This window comes from Ruegeria sp. (genome assembly GCF_040830605.1).
Taxonomy (GTDB): domain Bacteria; phylum Pseudomonadota; class Alphaproteobacteria; order Rhodobacterales; family Rhodobacteraceae; genus Ruegeria.
On record NZ_JBFOMD010000002.1, the window covers coordinates 80,980 to 100,507 of the forward strand.

General features: G+C 62.2%; 12 protein-coding genes and 2 tRNA genes. 10 read left to right on the forward strand and 4 right to left on the reverse strand.

The window, feature by feature from the left end; genetic code table 11:
- Positions 1-36: 36 nt before the first annotated feature.
- The gene (locus AB3N21_RS04005) at positions 37-972 is read left to right on the forward strand and encodes a helix-turn-helix transcriptional regulator (RefSeq protein ID WP_367933991.1); all 936 of its coding nucleotides are present in this window, start codon (positions 37-39) and stop codon (positions 970-972) included.
- Positions 973-984: 12 nt separating this feature from the next.
- Here AB3N21_RS04005 and AB3N21_RS04010 read toward each other — a convergent pair whose 3' ends face one another.
- Together AB3N21_RS04010 and AB3N21_RS04015 are read right to left on the reverse strand one after the other, a co-directional pair.
- Positions 985-2,199, reverse strand: a complete 1,215-nt coding sequence (locus AB3N21_RS04010) for a winged helix-turn-helix domain-containing protein (protein ID WP_367933992.1) — start codon at positions 2,197-2,199, stop codon at positions 985-987.
- Between the two features lie 2 nt (positions 2,200-2,201).
- The gene (locus tag AB3N21_RS04015) at positions 2,202-3,227 is read right to left on the reverse strand and encodes a LacI family DNA-binding transcriptional regulator (RefSeq protein ID WP_367933993.1); all 1,026 of its coding nucleotides are present in this window, start codon (positions 3,225-3,227) and stop codon (positions 2,202-2,204) included.
- Positions 3,228-3,344: 117 nt separating this feature from the next.
- Here AB3N21_RS04015 and AB3N21_RS04020 point away from each other — a divergent pair.
- From AB3N21_RS04020 to AB3N21_RS04060, 9 genes are all read left to right on the forward strand, one after another.
- A tRNA-Arg gene (locus AB3N21_RS04020) sits at positions 3,345-3,421 on the forward strand.
- Positions 3,422-3,610: 189 nt separating this feature from the next.
- Positions 3,611-4,834 carry a reductive dehalogenase domain-containing protein gene (locus tag AB3N21_RS04025; protein WP_367933994.1) on the forward strand — a complete coding sequence of 408 codons (1,224 nt, stop codon included), beginning with the start codon at positions 3,611-3,613 and terminating at the stop codon, positions 4,832-4,834.
- 132 nt (positions 4,835-4,966) lie between these two features.
- Positions 4,967-6,220: an aminotransferase class V-fold PLP-dependent enzyme gene (locus AB3N21_RS04030; protein WP_367933995.1), complete on the forward strand. Its 1,254-nt coding sequence runs from the start codon at positions 4,967-4,969 to the stop codon at positions 6,218-6,220.
- A gap of 77 nt (positions 6,221-6,297) precedes the next feature.
- Positions 6,298-6,373: transfer RNA gene (locus AB3N21_RS04035), tRNA-Val, on the forward strand.
- Positions 6,374-6,601: 228 nt separating this feature from the next.
- Entirely contained in the window at positions 6,602-8,131 is a 1,530-nt protein-coding gene (locus AB3N21_RS04040; RefSeq protein ID WP_367933996.1) for a trimethylamine methyltransferase family protein, read from the forward strand.
- A 29-nt stretch (positions 8,132-8,160) separates the two neighbouring features.
- Positions 8,161-10,632, forward strand: coding sequence for an FAD-dependent oxidoreductase (locus AB3N21_RS04045; protein ID WP_367933997.1), 2,472 nt, complete (start codon positions 8,161-8,163; stop codon positions 10,630-10,632).
- A gap of 118 nt (positions 10,633-10,750) precedes the next feature.
- Complete coding sequence (locus AB3N21_RS04050) at positions 10,751-12,481, forward strand: thiamine pyrophosphate-binding protein (RefSeq protein ID WP_367933998.1); 1,731 nt, start codon at positions 10,751-10,753, stop codon at positions 12,479-12,481.
- A 13-nt stretch (positions 12,482-12,494) separates the two neighbouring features.
- Positions 12,495-15,329 (forward strand): peroxidase family protein, encoded by a 2,835-nt coding sequence (locus tag AB3N21_RS04055; RefSeq protein WP_367933999.1) that lies wholly within the window; start codon positions 12,495-12,497, stop codon positions 15,327-15,329.
- A 3-nt stretch (positions 15,330-15,332) separates the two neighbouring features.
- Positions 15,333-16,697, forward strand: coding sequence for a hypothetical protein (locus tag AB3N21_RS04060; protein WP_367934000.1), 1,365 nt, complete (start codon positions 15,333-15,335; stop codon positions 16,695-16,697).
- 80 nt (positions 16,698-16,777) lie between these two features.
- Here AB3N21_RS04060 and AB3N21_RS04065 read toward each other — a convergent pair whose 3' ends face one another.
- Both AB3N21_RS04065 and AB3N21_RS04070 read right to left on the reverse strand, forming a co-directional pair.
- Positions 16,778-18,280 (reverse strand): heme biosynthesis protein HemY, encoded by a 1,503-nt coding sequence (locus tag AB3N21_RS04065; protein ID WP_367934001.1) that lies wholly within the window; start codon positions 18,278-18,280, stop codon positions 16,778-16,780.
- Positions 18,281-18,290: 10 nt separating this feature from the next.
- Positions 18,291-19,493 (reverse strand): COG4223 family protein, encoded by a 1,203-nt coding sequence (locus tag AB3N21_RS04070; protein ID WP_367934002.1) that lies wholly within the window; start codon positions 19,491-19,493, stop codon positions 18,291-18,293.
- Positions 19,494-19,528: the final 35 nt, after the last annotated feature.

Here is a 19,528-nt window from a genome sequence, read left to right on the forward strand (position 1 = left end):
AATTGAGCATTATTTTGCACAAATCTCACGGGCAATATGACCGAAGTCACCAACTTTCGCGGCGAAAGCACCTCGCAGGATAGTTCAGACCGAGCCGAAGCCGCGGTCATGACCCTGATCGCGCGGGTGGGCGAGCGGGTGCGCGAGGCGCGTCAGCGGCGCGGCATTCCGCGCCGGGTGCTGTCCGAGATGTCCGGTGTCTCGCCACGCTATCTAGCGCAGCTTGAGGCGGGTGAGGGGAATATCTCGATCGGTCTGTTGCAGCGTGTCGCCATCGCGCTGGACCACCGGATCGAATGGCTGGTGGGCGAGGATGACCCTTGGAACTCGGACGCACTGCGGGTGGCGGACATGTACCGTCTGGCCAATGCGGATGTGCAGCAGATGGTACTGCGCGCGCTCAGCCCTGAGCCGGATGAGGTGCTGCGGGCGCAACGGATCTGCCTCGTGGGCCTGCGAGGTGCCGGCAAGTCCACTCTGGGCGCGATGCTGGGGAGGGCGCTGGGCCTGCCCTTCGTCGAGTTGAACCACTGGATCGAGGAGCAGGCCGGAATGCCTGTCAGCGAGGTCATGGCGCTTTATGGTCAGGAAGGTTACCGCAAGCTCGAAGCGCAGGCGGTGAGCCGGGTGATCGCGACCCACGAGTCCATGGTGTTGGCGGTCGCGGGCGGCATCGTGGCTGAGCCCGAGACCTACAACACCCTGCTCAGCCATTTCCACACCATCTGGCTGCGCGCCACGCCGGTCGAGCATATGGAGCGGGTCCGCGCGCAGGGCGACGAACGCCCGATGGCCGGAAACCCCGAAGCGATGGAGCAGCTCAAGTCGATCCTGACCAGCCGAGAGGCGCTTTATGGCAAGGCGTTGGCGCAACTGGATACGTCCGGGCAGCCGGTCGAAACCTCGCTGGCGCAGCTGAAACGGCTGGTCGAAGAGCGTGGGTTTGTGGACGCAGGCCATTCACGGCCTTGACCCGAATCCAGGCTACTTGGGCTCCCGCAGCCAATCCGGGGCAAATACCACCTTCTCCATACCCGTGAACCGCCGCACCCGGTCCAACTCTGCCTCCAGCCGCTGCGCGCGCGCCTTCGACCATTTCATCCGCCGCTCAGGCCAGAGTGCGCGGATACGCAGCTCGCCGCAGTCACGATGAGCTTTCATGTCGATCCGCCCGACCAGCCGGTCCCCTTCAAGCAATGGAAAAACATAATAGCCATAGACCCGCTTGGGCTCGGGCACGAAAACCTCAATCCGGTAGTGAAACCCGAACAGCCGCTCGGCCCGGTTGCGGTCGCGCAAAGCCGGGTCGAACGGGCTGAGCACGCGGATACGGCCCGGCGGCGGCGGCGCGCTGGCCGCCTGTTCCAAGACATCCGGCCGCGCAAAGACCTTACGCAGGACGCCGCCCACGCATTCGATCTCGACCGGCTCAATCACTCCCCGCGCTTCGGCCTGCGCGCACCACGCCTTGGCCTCGGCGGGGCTGACCGTGTCCCAGAACGCCGCCAGTTCTCCGGACGTGGCAAAGCCCAACCGATCCAGCGCCGCGTTGCACAACCATTCCACCGTGGCCTCGGCATCACAGGGCAACGCACCGGGGCACAGCCCGGCCTCAATCACCCGCTCGGTCAGGTCATAGCGTTTCTGAAACCCTTCGCGACCAACCACCGCCAGTGCTCCTGACCGCCATAGGTATTCCAGTGCGGTCTTGGACGGGTGCCAGTCCCACCAGCCGCCCGAGCCCTTTTTCTCATCCTTGCCCACATCCGATGAACAGACCGCACCGTGATCGCGGATATGCTGCAACACGGTTTCGAACTGCTTCTCGAACCCGTCGCGGCGCCAGTTCTTCCAACGAGCGCGTAACAGCGCGGCATCGCGCTGAAACCGCAGATGCCAGTGAGGGTAGAAGGCCATCGGAATGACGGCGGCATCATGCGTCCAGTGTTCGAACAACGCCTGGTCGCGTTCATAGAGCCGCTTGAGGTTCCCGGCACGATAGGTGGGCCGCCGCGCATAGAGGATCATGTCATGCGCGCGCGCGACCGTGTTGATGCTGTCGAGCTGAACGAACCCCAGCCGCTCGATCAGCCCCAACAGGTGCGCGCCCTTGGCCGGGCCTGCGGGTTGCTCCGCCAACCCATGCCGGTCCAGAAACAGCGCCCGCGCCGCGCGGTTGTCGAGCCGTGGGAGAGTCACCCCTAGCGCCGTTTCAGCGTTTCGCCATAGCTGATCTTGGGGGTGAGGGTGACGCGGGTGTCGATCTCTGCCTCGGGGTTTTCAAGTCGCGCGGCGATGATCTCGGCCGCCTTGCGCCCGATTTCCAGACGGCAGGCATCCATCGTGGCCAGCTTGCGAGGTAGACCCTGCAACAGTTCGACATTGTTGAACCCCGCCAGCCCGATTTGGCCCGGCACGTCGATCCCCTGATCCAGCAGATACAGCAATCCGCCCGCCCCGATCATGTCGTTGGAATAATACAGGAAATCCAGCTCGGGGGAGCGTTCCAGCATCTCTTGCGTCATCTCACGGCCCTTGGCCAGCGCCGAACCGCCGGAATAGAACGCCCGGTCCTCGATCTCGACCCCGTTCTTGCCCAGCACCTCGGTGAACCCCTCGAACCGCTTCCGTGCCCGGTGATCCAGCGGCATCTTGGTCCCCATGAAACCGATATGGCGATAACCGGCTTTCAAGATCGCCTGCGCCATCTCGCGCCCGGCGCGGCGGTGCGAGATACCCACCATCGCGTCGACCGGCTTGCCATCGGTGTCCATGATCTCGACCACCGGAATACCCGCCGAATCCAGCATCGCTCGCGCCGCGTCCGTATGCTCCAGCCCCGCGATGATCACGCCCGAAGGCCGCCACGAGAGCATCTCGTAGAGCACCTTTTCTTCTTTCTCGGGCAGGTAATCGGTGACGCCGACCACCGGCTGCAGCTCGGTATCCTCAAGCACCTGATTGACGCCGGTCAGCACCTCGGGGAACACCATGTTCGACAACGACGGGATGATCACCGCCACCAGGTTGACCCGGTTCGACGCCAGCGCGCCGGCGATCTTGTTGGGCACGTATCCCAGCTCTTTCGCCGCCGCAAGAACTCGGGTGCGCGTGGCATCCGACACGTCGCCCCGGTTTCGCAGCACCCGGCTGACGGTCATTTCCGAAACGCCGGACGCTTCCGAGACGTCGCGAAGGGTAAGGGGCCGTTTTGTATCTGTAGTCACCTGGGTACCTGCGCCGTTTTTGATTTGCCCGATGCTAGCGCGAACACGGCAATTGGTTCAACTGCTCAGCAAAGCCGATGACAAGCCGGGAAAAGGTGGGTAGAGAAAGTCGCACGCGGCCCCGTGGCTCAACTGGATAGAGCAGCCCCCTCCTAAGGGGCAGGTTGCAGGTTCGAATCCTGCCGGGGTCGCCACTTGGGCCGAGCCATTTTATTCTGATCCCGAGCAGTGCGGTGGTTTTTGGTGCTTTATCAACGGGATTGAAGGGTCTCCGTTTCATCCTTGTCCTCCGGTGAACGGAAATAGCCAGTAACCGGGCAGGACAACCTGGTTGAATGACACTCCGCATTTCTGTTCAGTGTAACCCGGGAGGACACCGCAGAATGACCTGGCCATCCAACACGGGCGTCAGCGATGCGCAGCGGCAGGACTGGCGCGACCGCTTCGGTGACAGCGATGCCGCGGCGGGGATCGAGGTGACTGAAGAGTTCGAGCCCTTTTCCCAGCGCAACGACATGTTCACCCGCGCCTTCTGGGACGAATCTGTACGCAACAAGCAGACGGATGCGTTTTTTGCCAGCTACCGGATGCAGGCCAGATACCGCAAGGGCGACGGGTTCAAGCAAAAGGACTTTGCCCTGCGCAACGCCAGTTGGCTGATTTCGGACATCATCACCAATCGCAGCGCTGACGAGGGGCGGCGCGAAGGGTTTCAGGCACCAATCGCATACGACACCCCTGTGGCCGAGGCGCATATCGAGGTGGACGACCCCGCCCGCATGAGCGCCGAGATCAAGCGGCTGGCCAAGTTCTTCGGCGCCAATCTGGTGGGCATTACCGAGATGGACGAACGCTGGCTCTATTCGGCGCGTGTCGATGTGCGCGACTTTTCCGAGGTTGAAAACGCGCTGCCCGAGGGCCTGACCAGCGTCATCGTGCTGGGTCACCAGATGGATCAGGAGCTGGTGGCCACCTACCCTTCGGCTTTGGCCGGGGCGGCGACCGGGCGGGAATACTCGCATGAGGCCGCTATCGTCATCCAGCTCGCCGCCTATATCCGCAATCTAGGATACGAGGCGGTGCCGTCGATGAACGATACCGGTCTGGTCATTCCCTATGCTGTCAAGGCCGGGCTGGGGGAATATGCCCGCAATCAGATGGTCATCACGCCCGAATACGGCCCGCGTCTGCGGTTTTCCAAGATCTTCACCAACCTGCCGCTGGATCACGACGCGCCCCGGCGGCTGGGAATCGAGGAATTCTGCAACATCTGCACCCAATGCGCCGATGCCTGCCCGGTCAAGGCACTGCCTTTTGGGCCCAAGGAGGTCAGCGAGCCCACGGATGTCTCGGCGATCAAGGGCGTACGAAAATGGACCTCGGACGCGCAAGCCTGTTTTGGCTATTGGGCCAAGCTGCAATCGGATTGCGCGATCTGCATGCGGGTCTGCCCGTTCAACCGCGATTTCTCGGGCTGGCGCGACCGATGGTGGCTGAGACTGGCGCTTTCACGCTTCCGCAAGCTGGCGCTGTGGTTGGATACGCGAAGCAGCCGAGCCCAGCGGCTGAAGCCCAAGGACTGGTGGCAAAAGCTGGCCGGAGGGTAGGTCTTTGTCATTGACGCCACTGTGTCTTTTGGTGTCGCAAACGATCTTGCCATGTGCCGCCGTGCTGGCCAATGCTGCCAACCGATGGCCATGGCCACCCAAGCCCGGACGCTCTGACAGGACCATAAGAATATGCTGCACGAAACTCCCGGCCTGATCGAGGCCATCCGCGACCGCTTTGCCCATGTGGATGCCTGCCCGTTCCATGGCCCGCGTATCTTTTTCGAGAACGCAGGCGGCGCGCTGACATTGAAATCGGTGGCCGAGACTTCGGCCAAGTTCGCCGCTATCCCCGACAATCAGGGGCGCGACAACACCGCCAGCCACGCTCTGGTCGATATCATCAACACCGCCAAGTCCGATCTGGCCACCTTCATGAACGCCTCATTCGGGCAGTTCTTTGTCGGCGAAAGCGGTACCGAGCTGCTGTTCCGCATGATCCGCACCGCCTGCGTGAACGCGCCCAAGGGGACCAAAGTGGTGGGCAGTTCGATCGAACACCCCGCCAGCCGCAGCGCCGCGCGGCGTTGGGCCGGGATTGCCGGGCTTGATTACGTGAACGTGCCGCACAGCAACGAGACCGGCACCGTCAGCGCCGAGGACTACCGCGCTTATGTGACGCCGGACACCACGGTCGCCACCATCCTGCACGCCTCGCCCGTGACCGGCATGGGCATGGACGTGGCCGCCATCGCGCAGACGATCCGCGAGGTCGCGCCCAATTGTTTCATCATCGTCGACGGCATCCAACATGCCGCCCACGGCCAGCTCGATCTCGACAGCTACGGCGTCGACGGCTATGCGATCTCGCCCTACAAGGTATTCTCGCGCCACGGATACGGTGTGGCGTGGATCTCGGACCGGCTGACGGCGCTGCCGCATGACATGCTGATCGATGCCCCGGCCACCGGCTGGGAATTCGGTACCCGCGACACCGGTTCCTATGCCACCATGTCCGACGTGATCGCCTATTTTGACTGGCTGGGGGGCGAGGTCTCCGATGCCACCGACCGCCGTGCCCGGATCGAGGCCGCGGGCCGCGCCATCCACGCCTACGAGACGCATCTGACGGATGCCATGATCAACGGCACCGGCAACCTGCCCGGGCTGCGGGATATGGAGCATGTGACGATCCTGTCCGGCGCCGACAACCCCGCGCGCGAGGGGCTGGTCTCGATCACCGTCGACGGCATGGCCTCGGCCGACGTGGTAACCCAGCTCAACGAACAGGGCATCCGCACCCATACCCGCAAGGCGGATCACTACAGCGGCAACGTGCTGGACCCTTTGGGCCTGAGTGACTGCATCCGAATCTCACTGTGTCATTACAACACCGAGCATGAGGTGGCGCAGCTGCTGGCGGTGCTCAAAAACATCAGGGATTAGGTCCGGCGCATTTTCGCACTCGGAATCCGCCTACCCCCCTTGCAAGGCAGCGCAGGCTTGGCTACATCCCGCAACAGGGGTGATTAGCTCAGTTGGTAGAGCGCTTCGTTTACACCGAAGATGTCGGGAGTTCGAGTCTCTCATCACCCACCATCCGCACAGCAAAACCCTGTTGCTCAATCAGACCGACCCGGTTGGGTGGGGCAACCGGCAACTACGTGATGATCACACGCTTCGCTGACTGACCAGCAGTCTTTGCAGTTCCTCTGCAAATGCCCGTGCCATAGTCTGTGTCTATCCAAACGATTGATATTTTTCCGGGTCAAAAGCGCGCTTCTCGCCGCTATTTTCAGGTATCCGATCCAACTGGAGACATGAGACATGGCCCGACGCGCCCGAGCATCCCGCGCTCGTCAAACCGCCTCTGCGGCTGTGCCCGCGTCGCCCAATGTCCGGCGCAAGCTGCCCTTTTTCGACCCGCTAAACGAAGAAGAGCTGCAAAAGATCGAAGCGCAGGTGGACTGGTTTCTTGAGGATGTCGGCATTGCGTTCCGCGATGACCCGGTGGCGCTGGATATCTGGCTCCAGGCGGGAATCACTCCGGGTGGCGAGAACGGCGATCTGATCCGGGCCGATGCGCAGTGGATCCGCGACCTCTGCGCCAAGGCGCCCACGCAATTCACCCAGGTTGCCCGCAACCCGGACCGGTCCGTCGTGATCGGTGGCACCAATCAGGTCTTTGCCCCGGTCTATGGCGCTCCGTTCGTGCGCGATCTCGAGGGCGGTCGGCGCTATGCGCTCTTTGACGACTTCGAAAAGTTGGTCAAACTTGCCTATATGCATCCCAACCTGCATCACACCGGGTTGGTGATCGCGGAACCCACCGACATTCCGGTTTCCAAACGCCATCTGGACATGGTGTTTGCCCACATGACGCTCAGCGACAAACCGCATCTGGGCGCCATCACCGAGATGAGCCGCGCGCAGGACAGTGTCGACATGGCCGAGATCCTGCATGGGCGCGAGGTGCTAGAGCAAAATTGCGTAATCATGGGCAACGTCAACACCAACTCTCCGCTGTTGGTGGACAAGGTGGTGACTGAGGCGATTCGGGTCTATTGCGGGCGTGGGCAGGGGATCATCGTATCGCCCTTTATCCTGAGCGGCGCCATGGGACCGGTTTCGACCGCGGCCTCGGTCGCGCAGGCGATCGCCGAGGCGATGATGTGCTGCGCCTTTGCCCAGATCGTGCGCCCCGGCGCACCTTTTGTGCTGGGCAACTTCCTGTCCTCGATGTCGCTGAAATCCGGCGCGCCGACCTTCGGGATGCCGGAACCGGTGATGTCGAACTATGTCGTCGGACAGCTGGCCCGCCGCTTGGGCCTGCCGTTGCGCTGTGGCGGATCGCTGACGGCCTCGAAAATCGAGGACGCGCAGGCCGCGTATGAAAGCGCTGACTCCATGCACTCGACCATGCTGGCCGGGGCCAATTTCGTGCTGCAATCGGCAGGCTGGCTTGAGGGCGGGCTGTGCGCCGGATTCGAGAAGCTGATCATGGATGCGGACCGGTTGGGCGCCTACCAGAAGGTTCTGGATCAAGGGTTGGACATCAGTGATGAGGCCTTTGCCAACGACGCCTATGCCGAGGTTGCGCCCGGCGGGCATTTCCTGGGCAGCGCGCACACGATGCGCAACTACCAGACCGCGTTTTACGAGCCGGCACTCAGCGACAGCGAGAATGTCGAAAGCTGGGAGGAAGGCGGCTCAAGGGACATGCGCCGCCGCGCGTATGAGCGCTGGAACGGGATGTTGGAACAGTATGAGGCGCCGCCTATCGACCCAGCCAAAAAGGAAGAGTTGGCGGCCTATGTGGCCCGTCGCAAAGAGGAAATTCCGGACGCCTGGTACTGAACGTCCAAACAAGATCAAGAGGAGGCCACATGTCCGACAATCTCGCGCAATCGACGCTCAACATTCAGAAAGACGACAGCACCCGCAACAAAACGCTGCCTTCCCATGCGAAGGTCGTGGTCATTGGCGGCGGCGTGGTCGGCTGTTCGATCCTGTTTCATCTGGCCAAATTCGGCTGGACCGATGTGGTGCTGTTGGAGCGTGATGAGCTGACATCCGGCAGCTCGTGGCACGCGGCGGGGCAGATCCACACGATCAGCTCGGACCCCAACATCTCGCGCCTGCAGAGCTATACCATCTCCCTCTACAAGGAGATCGAGGAGCTTTCCGGTCAATCCGTCGGCCTGCACATGACCGGCGGGTTCTATCTGGCGTCCAACAAGACCTGGTACGATTATCTGAAACGCGAACGCTCCAAGGCGCGGTACATGGGTCTACATCAGGAATGGATCAGCCCCAAGGAGGTGGCCGAGCGCCACCCGCTGATTGACCCGAAACACTACTACGCCGCTTTATGGGACGATCAGGATGGCGATCTGGACCCGTCGGGCACGACTTACGCCTTTGCCAAAGCTGCTCGCCATTATGGGGCTCAGTATTTCACCCACACACCAGCCACCGCGACCACCCAGCGCCCGGACGGAAGCTGGGATGTCACCACGCCACGCGGCGTGATCAATGCCGAGATCGTCGTGAACTGCGGCGGCCTCTGGGCGCGGGAAGTCGGTCACATGGGCGGGCTGAACATCCCCGTACAGCCGATGGAGCATCACTATTTGATCACCGAGCGCATCGACGAGATCGCCAATGCAGGCCGCCGCCTGCCCTGCGGCATCGATTACGAGGCTAATATCTATTTCCGGCAGGAACGCGACGGGATGCTGCTGGGCACCTATGAACCGATCGGCACACCGTGGAAAGTGGAGGGCACGCCGATGGATTTCGGCCATGAATTGCTGCAACCCAATCTGGACAACATCGCGGACCGGCTCGAAATGGCTTTTGAACGTGTACCCGCGCTGGCCAATGCGGGCATCAAGGATGCGATCAACGGGCCCTTCACCTTTGGCCCCGATGGCAACCCGATGATCGGCCCGGTTCCGGGGATGACGAATTACTGGTGCGCCGTGGGCGTCATGGCGGGTTTCTGTCAGGGCGGCGGTGTTGGGCTGACCATGGCCGAGTGGATGATCGACGGCGAGCCTTCGATCGACGTCTGGGCCATGGATGTGGCGCGGTTCGGCAACTGGGCGTCACCCGACTGGGGCACGGTTAAATCAACCGAGAATTACGAACGCCGTTTCGTGATGACCTTCCCCAACGAGACCCTGCCCAAGGGGCGCAAGCAACAAACCACCGCGCTCTATGACCGGCTGACCGCCAAGGGCGCGCGGATGGGGCAATCCTTTGGTCTGGAACACGTGCTGTGGTTCGCCGATGAGCCATCGGATGCGTGGGAGGACCCGACATTCGAGCGCAATCGTTCGTTTGATTATGTGGCGCGTGAATGCAAAGCGGTGCGCGAGGCAGTGGGTGGTATCGAGCTTGCCAACTTTGCCAAGCATGAGATCAAAGGCCCCGGCGCGCGCGGGTGGCTGGACAAGACCATGGCCGGCTACATCCCGAAACCGGGCCGGATCACGCTGACGCCGATGCTGACGGAAAAGGGCCGTCTGTATGGCGATCTGACTGTCGCCTGTTTGGGGGAGGAACATTTCATGCTGTTCGGCTCAGGCGCGATGCAGGACGCCCACAGCCGGTTCTTTGCCAAGGCCCTGCCCGAGGGTGTCAGCCACCAGAACCAGACTGGTGACTGGCACGGTATCGGCATCGCGGGCCCGAACTCCCGCGGGCTGTTGCAGCGCATCACCCGTGACGATGTCAGCGCAGAGGCGTTCAAATTCCGCGACACCCGCCAAACCAATGTGGGTGGTGTGCCGGTGATCCTGAACCGGATCAGCTTTTCGGGCGAACTGGGTTATGAAATCTACTGCCGCCCGCAATACCTGATCCGCCTTTCCGAAGCGATTGAAGAGGCCGGGGCCGATCTGGGATACCGCTGGTACGGCAACCGCGCGCTGATGTCGCTGCGGCTGGAAAAGGCCTGGGGCGCCTGGGGTCAGGAGTTCCGCCCGGATTTCAACGCGGTGGAATCCGGCATGGATGCCTTCATCAACTGGAACAAGGAATTCACCGGCAAGGCGGCCACGCAACGGGCCAAGGACGAGGGCCCGGCCCGCAAGCTGGTGACATTGATCATCGACACCGAGATCGACGTGACGCTGGACGAGGCGGTGATGAAGGACGGCGCGGCCATCGGCTATGTCACTTCGGGCGGCTACGCCCATTACGTGGGCAAGTCGATGGCCATGGCCTATGTCGCGACCGAACACGCCACGGCAGGTGCGCAGGTGCAGGTCGAGATCTTGGGTGAACTATGCAACGCCGAAGTACAGGGCGCGCCGGTCTACGACCCCGAAGGCACGCGTATGCGGGCCTGATCCCGGACCCGCATTTGAAGGTGAAACGGGGGCATGGAAGACCCCCGGTTCCCTGAAACACCTTTTTTTGTTATGCTCCTCCAATTAAAGCTCAGTTTATTTTTTTGGAGTGCATTGAATGCGAGTGTACGAAGCGGTCGTTGCCGCGCTCGAATCCATTGGTGTAGACGCTGCTTACGGCGGGGCGGGGGAAAACGCCGCCGGGCTGATGCTGGCACTGGACGCCTCGGAAAAAATCAGCCCCATAATCGCGAAAAATGAACAGGGCGCGGCTTTCATGGCCTGCGGCCACGCCATGTTTACCGACAAGCTGGGCGTGTGTTTTGCCACCGCGGGGCCTGGGGCCTTCAACCTGATTTCGGGCATGTGCGTTGCGTTGACCGACAGTTACCCTCTGTTGGCGATCAGCGGCTACTCGACGGTCGCCTGGCAGGGGCGCGGCGGGCTGAACGAAACCTCGGGGCTGGCGCGGACGCCGGATTCCAGAATGATGTTTCGTGCGGTCACCAAAAAGGACCCGGCCACCGGTGAACCGGCTGACTTTCTGGTCACCGACCCGGATGATCTGATCGACACGCTGCAAAAAGCCATCAACATCGCCTTCGAAGGGCGGCCCGGCCCGGTTCATGTGGCGGTGGCCGAGGATATCACCGACCCGAAGATCGAGGTGACGAACTTCCGGCCTTTGCAAGTGCCCGAAACCGGTGTGCTGCCTGACCCGGCTGAACTGGACCGAGCGGCGGAACGCCTGACCGAGGCCATCGGAGCAGGTAAGACAATCGTCATGCTGGCGGGCTTTGGCGCGATCCGGGCCGGGGCCAACGAGATCGCCGAGGAGTTCATCGAACGGTTCCAGATCCCGCTGATCACGACCATGGACGGCAAAGGGATCGTGGCCGAGGAGAACTCCTTGGCCATAGGGCTTTATTGCGATTCCGGGCACAAGGCGGCGTGGGAGCTGTTTTCGGATGCCGACGTGGTTCTGGCCGTCGGCAATTCCTTTGCCCAACACGCCACGTTTGACTTTCACGATGGTCTCTTCGACGGCAAGACGCTGATCCACGTCAACATCGACGCCGGTGAATTCGACAAGTTCTACAAGGCAGATCATGTGGTTCTGGGCGATGCGAAACATGCCCTGCAGGGTCTTCTTGACCGTATGGACGCGCAGGTCGGCCCGGTGCCGGAGCGTGACTATCGCCCCAAGGATTACGACGAGCGCTTCATCATCTCTCCGCAAAAGAAACTGCATCCGGGCGAGATGGTGCAGAAGATCTCTCAGATGCTGCCTCCGGGCGGGATCGTTCTGACGGATGCCGGGGCGCATGCGGCTTGGACCGGGTATTATCTAGAACTGAAAGAAGGGCAGAATTTCCGCAAACCCGGCACCTATGGACCCATGGGGATCGGTGTCTGTGGTGCGATTGGCGCGAAACTTGCCGAACCGCACCGGCCGGTCGTGGCCGCTGTCGGGGACGGTTCCTACCTGATGACCGGGTTCGAGCTGATGACAGCGGTGCAATACGACATTCCGGTCGTCTGGGTGATCTTCAACGACCGGGAATTCAAGCTGATCAAGCTCTACCAGCTGTCTGCATTTTTTGAGACCGGCCTGGCCGAGTTCGACAACCCGGATTACGCCGCCTATGCCCGCGCCTGCGGGGCCGAGGGGCACACCGTGGACCGGCTGGAGGATTTTGAAGAAGCGTTCCGCACCGCGCTGGCATGCGGAAAGCCCACATTGATTGACGCGCGAATTACACGTCTGGCGCTGCCCAACTACTCACCGCACCCCGAAGGGATTCTGGCGGCGGTGTGGTCCGGTGTGCGTGAGCGATTTGGATTGTGAAATGGAGGCCACCATGGACGGCAGCTCTGAAACACTACCGAAATGGCATGAGGTCTATGTGGGCGGCACGCCGGCCGCCGAGCTTGAGGAAACCAAAGAGTTAGCCCAGATGATGATGGCCGCGCAGCTCAAATCGCAGGCCGCGGCGGGTATCCGCGCCGTCGATCGCGCGTTTCACACCAAATCCATTGCCGCGTTCAAAGGGGCGGAGCTGCGTTTCGCCGACGATCTGCCCGTGGATTTGCAGGTTGGTTTCGCCCAGCCCGGCGCACGGTATCCGGCAACGGTCCGGTTTTCCAACGCATCGTCGCAGACCCAGTCGGATGAGGAAAAGGACCTGCGCGGACTGGCGGTGCGGGTCTTTGAGGATGAGAGCCTCGGTCACGACCTGCTGGCCACAAATTTCCCGGTTCCGCACGCCCGCAACGCCCGCCAGTTCGTCGTGTTCGCGCATGCGCTGGCAGGCGGACGGATTTCCAGGGTGTTTGGCCTGGTCCGGCTGTGCTTTCTGCTTGGGTTTTCCGAAACCCTGCGCATGGTCAAAAACGTCCGCACTGCGCTGCGGCTATGCGACAGTGTTGCGGTGGAAAGCTACTGGAGCCGAGGTGCGATTGCGTGGGGCCCGCAGGCGGTTCGCTATACCTTCAAACCCGCGCTTGGCACGCCGGGGATACAGGGCAAGTTTGCCGGTCCATCCCGTTTGTCGGCGGAATACGCCGCACGGCAGGCAGCGGGTGATCTGACGTTCAACCTGTTCGTGCAGCGGTTCGTATCCGAAAGCCAGACCCCCATCGAAGATGCCGCGCATGAGTGGGACGAACGCGTCAGTCCGCCGGTCAAGGTCGCGGAACTGATCCTGCCGAAACGGGACCTGTCCACGCCCGAGGCGTTGGCCGAGGCGCTTGAGATCGACCGCATGGGCTTCAACCCGTGGAACACGACCGAGGAATTCCGGCCGCTGGGCAATCTGAACCGCGCGCGCAAGGCGGCATATGACGCATCGGCGGCACACCGGCAGGGTCGGCGGTTCAAGCCCCCGCCGCCGCCGATACAGAACCGGATTTTCGGAACCGGTGCACGTGCGATCTTGCGGGCGGTCAACCGGCGCGTGCCTTGGCACAAGATACCGTTCCTGCTGGTCCAGCTGCTCAATCTGGACGCGTTGCGGCATGATCTGCGGCAGAAAAGCCTGATGGATACGGACCCCGAGGAACCCGTACCCACTGCACGCACGGTTCCCGATGACCCCACGCCGGAACAGCGGATGTATCGCACCCATGACGGCAGCTACAATGACCTGTCCGACCCGCAGATGGGCGCGGTGGGTGCCACTTTCGGGCGGAACATGCCCGCACAGGTGCAGCCCGACGGTAGCCCGAACCCAATCGCCGTGGCGCGCAAGCTGATGGATCGGCAGGCGTTTATTCCCGCGAAGATTCTGAACGTGCTGGCCGCCTCGTGGATTCAGTTTCAGGTGCACGATTGGGTGGCCCATGAACGGCGCAAGCTGGGCGAAAAGGACGACGTTGTGCCGATCCCGGACGGCTACCCCGACTGGCAGAATGAAACCGGTGGCGATCCCGAACGCGAAATGCGCATTGCGGGCAACGTTCCGAAAGAGGGCGCAAACGATCCGTTCCTGTTCGCCAACGAAAACTCGCACTGGTGGGATGGGTCGCAGGTTTACGGCGTCAATTCCGAGGCGGCGATGGAACTGCGTGAAGGGCCAAAGCTCCGACTGGACAGCTTCAAGGACGGGGACTACCTGCCCGAGAACGTCCATGGGTTCGAAGTGACCGGTTTCAACGAAAGCTGGTGGCTGGGCCTGTCGACTCTGCACACGTTGTTCGCGCGCGAGCATAACGTGATCTGCGATGCGCTGATGAAGGAATACCCAAAAATGGACGAGGAGCGCGTGTATCAGACCGCGCGCCTGATTGTAGCCGCCCTCATCGCCAAAATTCACACCGTTGAGTGGACGCCCGCCGTTCTGGGCACCGAAGCGCTGGATATCGGGATGAAAACCAACTGGTACGGCCCGCCGAAATCCTGGCTGACCCGGCTGGGCATCTGGCTGACCGACACGCACGCGCTCAAGGGCATTCCCGAAACCCAGCCCGACCACCACACCGCGCGCTACTCCCTGACCGAGGAGTTTGCCACCGTCTACCGGATGCATCCGCTAATCCCGGATGACTACATCTTTTATGATTTTCAGACCGGCAAGGAAAAGGCGCGGCGCGGGTTCCTCGAGATCCAGGGCGACCAGACCGATGAACAGCTGCGGACGCTGGGCCTGCGCGATTGCCTCTACTCACAGGGCGTTGCGCATCCAGGTGCGATCACGCTCCACAACTTCCCGAAATCCCTGCAAAACCTCGAACGCGATGGCGAGCTGATCGACCTTTCGGTTGTCGATATCGTGCGCACCCGCGCCCGCCGGGTGCCGCGCTACAACGAATTCCGCAAGGGCCTGCACATGCCGCCGGTAACGAAGTGGGAGGATCTGACCGCGAGCCCTGAAACCAACCGCATCCTCAAGGAACTCTATGGCGACATCGACAAGGTCGATACGGTGATCGGCCTGCTGGGCGAGACGCCGCCCGACGGTTTCGGCTTCTCGGACACGGCCTTTCGGGTGTTTATCCTGATGGCATCCCGCCGGTTGCAGTCGGACCGCTTTCTGACCACCGACTTCCGGCCCGAGATCTACACGCAGCTGGGTATGGACTGGATTGCCCGGAATGGCATGAAGTCGCTGTTACTGCGTCACTTCCCCGAATTTGCCCCGGTATTGCCCAAGAACGCGACCGCCTTTGCGCCATGGTCCATGGTTTCGGGGGGATAAGAGATGACAAAGAAAGGACTGGCCTCTTTTCTGGACGCGCCGCTGGCCCGAACCCTTTGGAACCGGCGCACCAAGCGCGTCAGCCGGGGCTCGAACGTGGTGGCGGGCTCGCTGAGCTGGCAATCGCAGAACGAGCGTTCTTCGCTTTCTCCGTTGCAAGAGGCGATCCTGATCGCGGCCACAGGGGCATCGGGCATGACCATGCCGGACCGGCCATTGTTCGACGACGAAAGCGGCGATCCCATCATGTCCAAGCCAAATCTGGTCATGGAGGGGCGAACCGCAGGCAGTCCGGACAACGCGCAGGGCACCCATTTCTTCATGATCAACGACAGCGGCACCTATTTCCTGCGCCGACTTGATCCGATGGAAGGTGGAACCGACAACTGGACGCCCGAGGTGCTGCTCGACCGCGCCGAGCAGGCCAAGGTGCGGATACTGGATCGGCGCATCGACGTACCCGGGGACATGCGTGATTTTCCGGCCTATCTGGATTCGAACCGGTTCCTGTCGAACACGCCCGGCTCGACCATCTTCTTTCCCGTTGTCGACCTGTCATACCAATACATCAACGCGCTGATGTATCTGCTGACCCAGCCCGACAAGGCGCGGCCGGTGATTGTGGATGACCGCAACTTCTATCAACCGGCAGGCGTGAAGAAGTGGATCAAGAGCGGCTTTCTAAACCCCGACATAAAGATCCCGCTTGGCGCATTGGGCCAGATGCGCACCCAGATCGAGGCGGATTTGCTGGTTCAGAACCTGTTTCTGGTGACCGAGGCGCTGGGGCTGGGTGGTTGGATCCACGCGGCGATTTCGCCACCAGTGATCATGGGGGATCCCAAGTTCAGTGACCGGTACGGCAAGATGCTGAGCTTTGACTATGTGACGCCGAAGTGGCGCATCATGGATCTGCTGCGGTGGCACACCTTGCCGATTGCCGCGGCGAAACATCTACGCGCGCACGCGGTCGGGCTGCGCCATCACGGTGAGCACCTGATCAAGGGCAAATGCCCGCCTTACTATCCGACGATGTCAGACGCGGTCGATGCCGTCATTGCCGGCAAATTCGGGCCGGGCGGCATCTACAAGGACAAGGCCCTGTTCGAACGGATCTACAAGGGCGATTTCGGAGACAAATACCTGGACGAAGCCGGCGAATACGAGCAGGACGTGATCAACTGTGCCCGCGACATCTGCACGTATATCCACAAGGTTCACGGGCGGTTCCCGGCCCATTGCGAGGCCATTCACGCGCCAGGCGTCTGGCTGCAGACCCACCGCGTCGAAAACGAATACTATGACACGTTCTTCGAAAATGGCCTGACCGCGACGCAGCGCGCGCACGACCAGAATTGGAGTTCCTGACCAGCAGGGCGTATCAAGGTGAGGACGCATAAGACATCAAGTAATTGGTGGGTGCCTATGTCGCCCGGACGGATGAGCCGCTATTTGCGCTCGTCGGCCTCCACCGGCTCCGCTCCGGCCTCGATTATCTCGGCGGCGATAGCTTCGGCCTCTTCGACAATCTCTTCCACATCCTCGGCCACCGGGTCCTCATCCGACTGATCCTCAAGCGCGCCGACGATCAGGGGCAGCATGTGCACACCGGTTGCGGATGCGATTTCGGGCGTTTGCGGCGTCTCCCAACTCAAAGTGTCGAAACTGTTGCAGTTCTGGCAGACCGGCGCCCATTCCGCATGGATGTCGTGGCAATTGCCGCACACCCATTGCGGCCCGCGCGGCGCATTCAGCGCCTTGGCCAGCCAGCCCTGCACAACCGCGTCCGAGGACCCCTCGCCCCGCTCGATGGCCGCCATCAGCGTATAGGCGCGGGCATCGGCCTGTTTCTCGACAACATCACCCAGCGCGCGGCGGGCTTCGGGAAAATCCTCGGCCACAATGTTGAGTTCGGCCAGGATCAGGCGTGTTTCGGGATTCTCGGGATGTATCCGCGTCAGTGCGGTGAACCGTTTGATCCGGTCGGTCGGGGTTTCATCCGGCACGATCTCGGCAAAGGCATGGGCCAGATCGGGATGCGGCTGCGCATTCCAGGCCTTTTTCAGGATCTTGGTGGCGTTGCGCGGCTTACCCTTGGCGATATGTGCTCGCGCGGCCATGGCGGCAGCAGGCACCAGATCGGGGGAGAGGCGGTTGGCCTCAATAGCGCGCTCTTGCTGTTCGACGCTGGCATCCTCGTCCAAAATGCCCTTGGCCTCGGACAGCGCCAGAACCGCATCGCGGCGTTTATAGACGTCGCGCGGCAGACTGCCGGATTTCAGCTTGGCAGTCAGGGTCGAGCGTGCCCCGGCCCAGTCCTGCGCCTTGGTTTGCAGGTTCAGCAGAACATTCTGCGTCTCTTCATGGCGCGGTTTGATCTGCAGGGCCTTCTCGGCCAGCTTGCGCGCGGTGTCGTCATCGCCTTCGGCCAGTTTCTGCTTCATGATCCCACGCACGCCGACAAAGCGGGTGGACTGATCGGTCACGAGCTTCTTGTAGGTCTCGGCGGCCTTGGCGGTGTCGCCAGTCATCTCGGCAGCCTGCGCCACCAGCAGGTTGGTCAGCTCGGGCTTGTTCAGCAGCTTTTCCGCCTTGGTGGCGCGGGCCATGGCCACGCGCCCCTCGCCCGAGGCCAGCGCCATCAGCCCGTCGGCCAACGCCTGATAGCCGCGCCGCTCACGCCCTCGGTCAAAGTACCGCGACAGCGCGGTTTCGTCGCCGTTGAGGAATTTCAGCGTCGCGATCAGCAGGGTCAGCAGCTTGAAGAACAGCCACACCGCAACGACCAGCATCACAAAGGCGATCACAGATTGCAGCGGCCCCAGCGTGTATTCGATGCCCGCGACGGTGATCTGCACGCCGCCGCTCGTCTCCATCAGGAACCCGGCGCCCAGCGCCAGCAGGCCGATAATCGCAACAAATACAAGGATTTTAAGCAGTGACCACAGCATGGCAGGTCCTTCAGTTCGAGTTCAGGCTTTGGGCAAGCGCATCTGCGGCTGCAATGGCCGCCTGGCGGGTGCGGGCAACACTGACCCAATCGGCCAGCGCGGCCTGCGCCGCTTCGGGCAGCGCATTCAGTTCTTCAAGGGTTTTGGACAAATCGCCAGCGGTCAGGGCCGCCTCGGCGCGTGACAAAACCGCGTCGGGGTCATCACCCTCGCGCGCAGTTACCGAACGAGCACCGGTCTGCCGTTGCACAAAGGCCAAAAGGCCGGTTCCCTTGTCGGCCTCGCGCGCATCGGCCAGTGCGGTGCGGGCGGCGGGCGCATAACCGTCGCGCAACGCGGCCATGGTCACCACCCCTTCGGCCGCCGGGGCGGTCAGCATGTCCGGCACTTCAACACCACCGGCCTTGAGTTCGTCCACCAGCGCTGCATAAGGCGCGCCAGCATCGAGTTGACCGCGCAGCCGTGCGGCGGTGGCCCGGTTGGCTGCAGCCCGAGCATTGGCTGCGGCCTTGGCCTCAAGCTCACGGGCATCCGCGATCATCTTCTCGACCTCGGCCCGCTGGGTGACCAGCGACTCGCGCAGCCGGTCCAGTTCTTGCTCATACGCGGCGACTGCTTCGGGTGAGGCCCCTTCTGTGACGGGGCGTTTTTCCAGCTCGGTCAGCCGTCCTTCCAGCGGTTCGACGATCGCCGCAAGCGTGCTGACGCTGGATCTGACCATTTCAAGGTCATCCGCAACCGGTGCGATTTGGCCACTGAGTTCTGACATCTGGGTATTCAGGGCCGAAACATCGGGAACTTCGATCCCGGACACCGTGTCACTGAGTTTCGAAAGCGTGTCAGACTGTTGGGCCAGTGTGGCCTCAAGCTCGGCAACGGCAGCGGCGTCACCGGTTCTCAGGCTGGGTGGCAGAATGGGATCAATCACCTCGGTGCGCCCGGCGATGAAACCCAGCACCGCCGCGATCACGCCGCCGATCAGCGCCGGGGCAAAACCACCGCGCTTTTCGACCGTGCGCTCGATGATTTTCTCTTCTACCACGGGCGCAGGGTCGGCTTCGGCTTCGGCTTCGGCTTCGGCTTCGGCTTCGGCTTCGGCTTCGGCTTCGGCATCGGCCTCCGCTTCGGCTTCGGCCTCATCCTGCTCTTCCTCCTCGGCATCGGCCTCGGCTTCGGCGTCGGCTTCCGGATCCGGGTCATCCTCCGCGGCCACGTCCATGTTCTCCTTGTCTGTGAACAAGTCCTAAT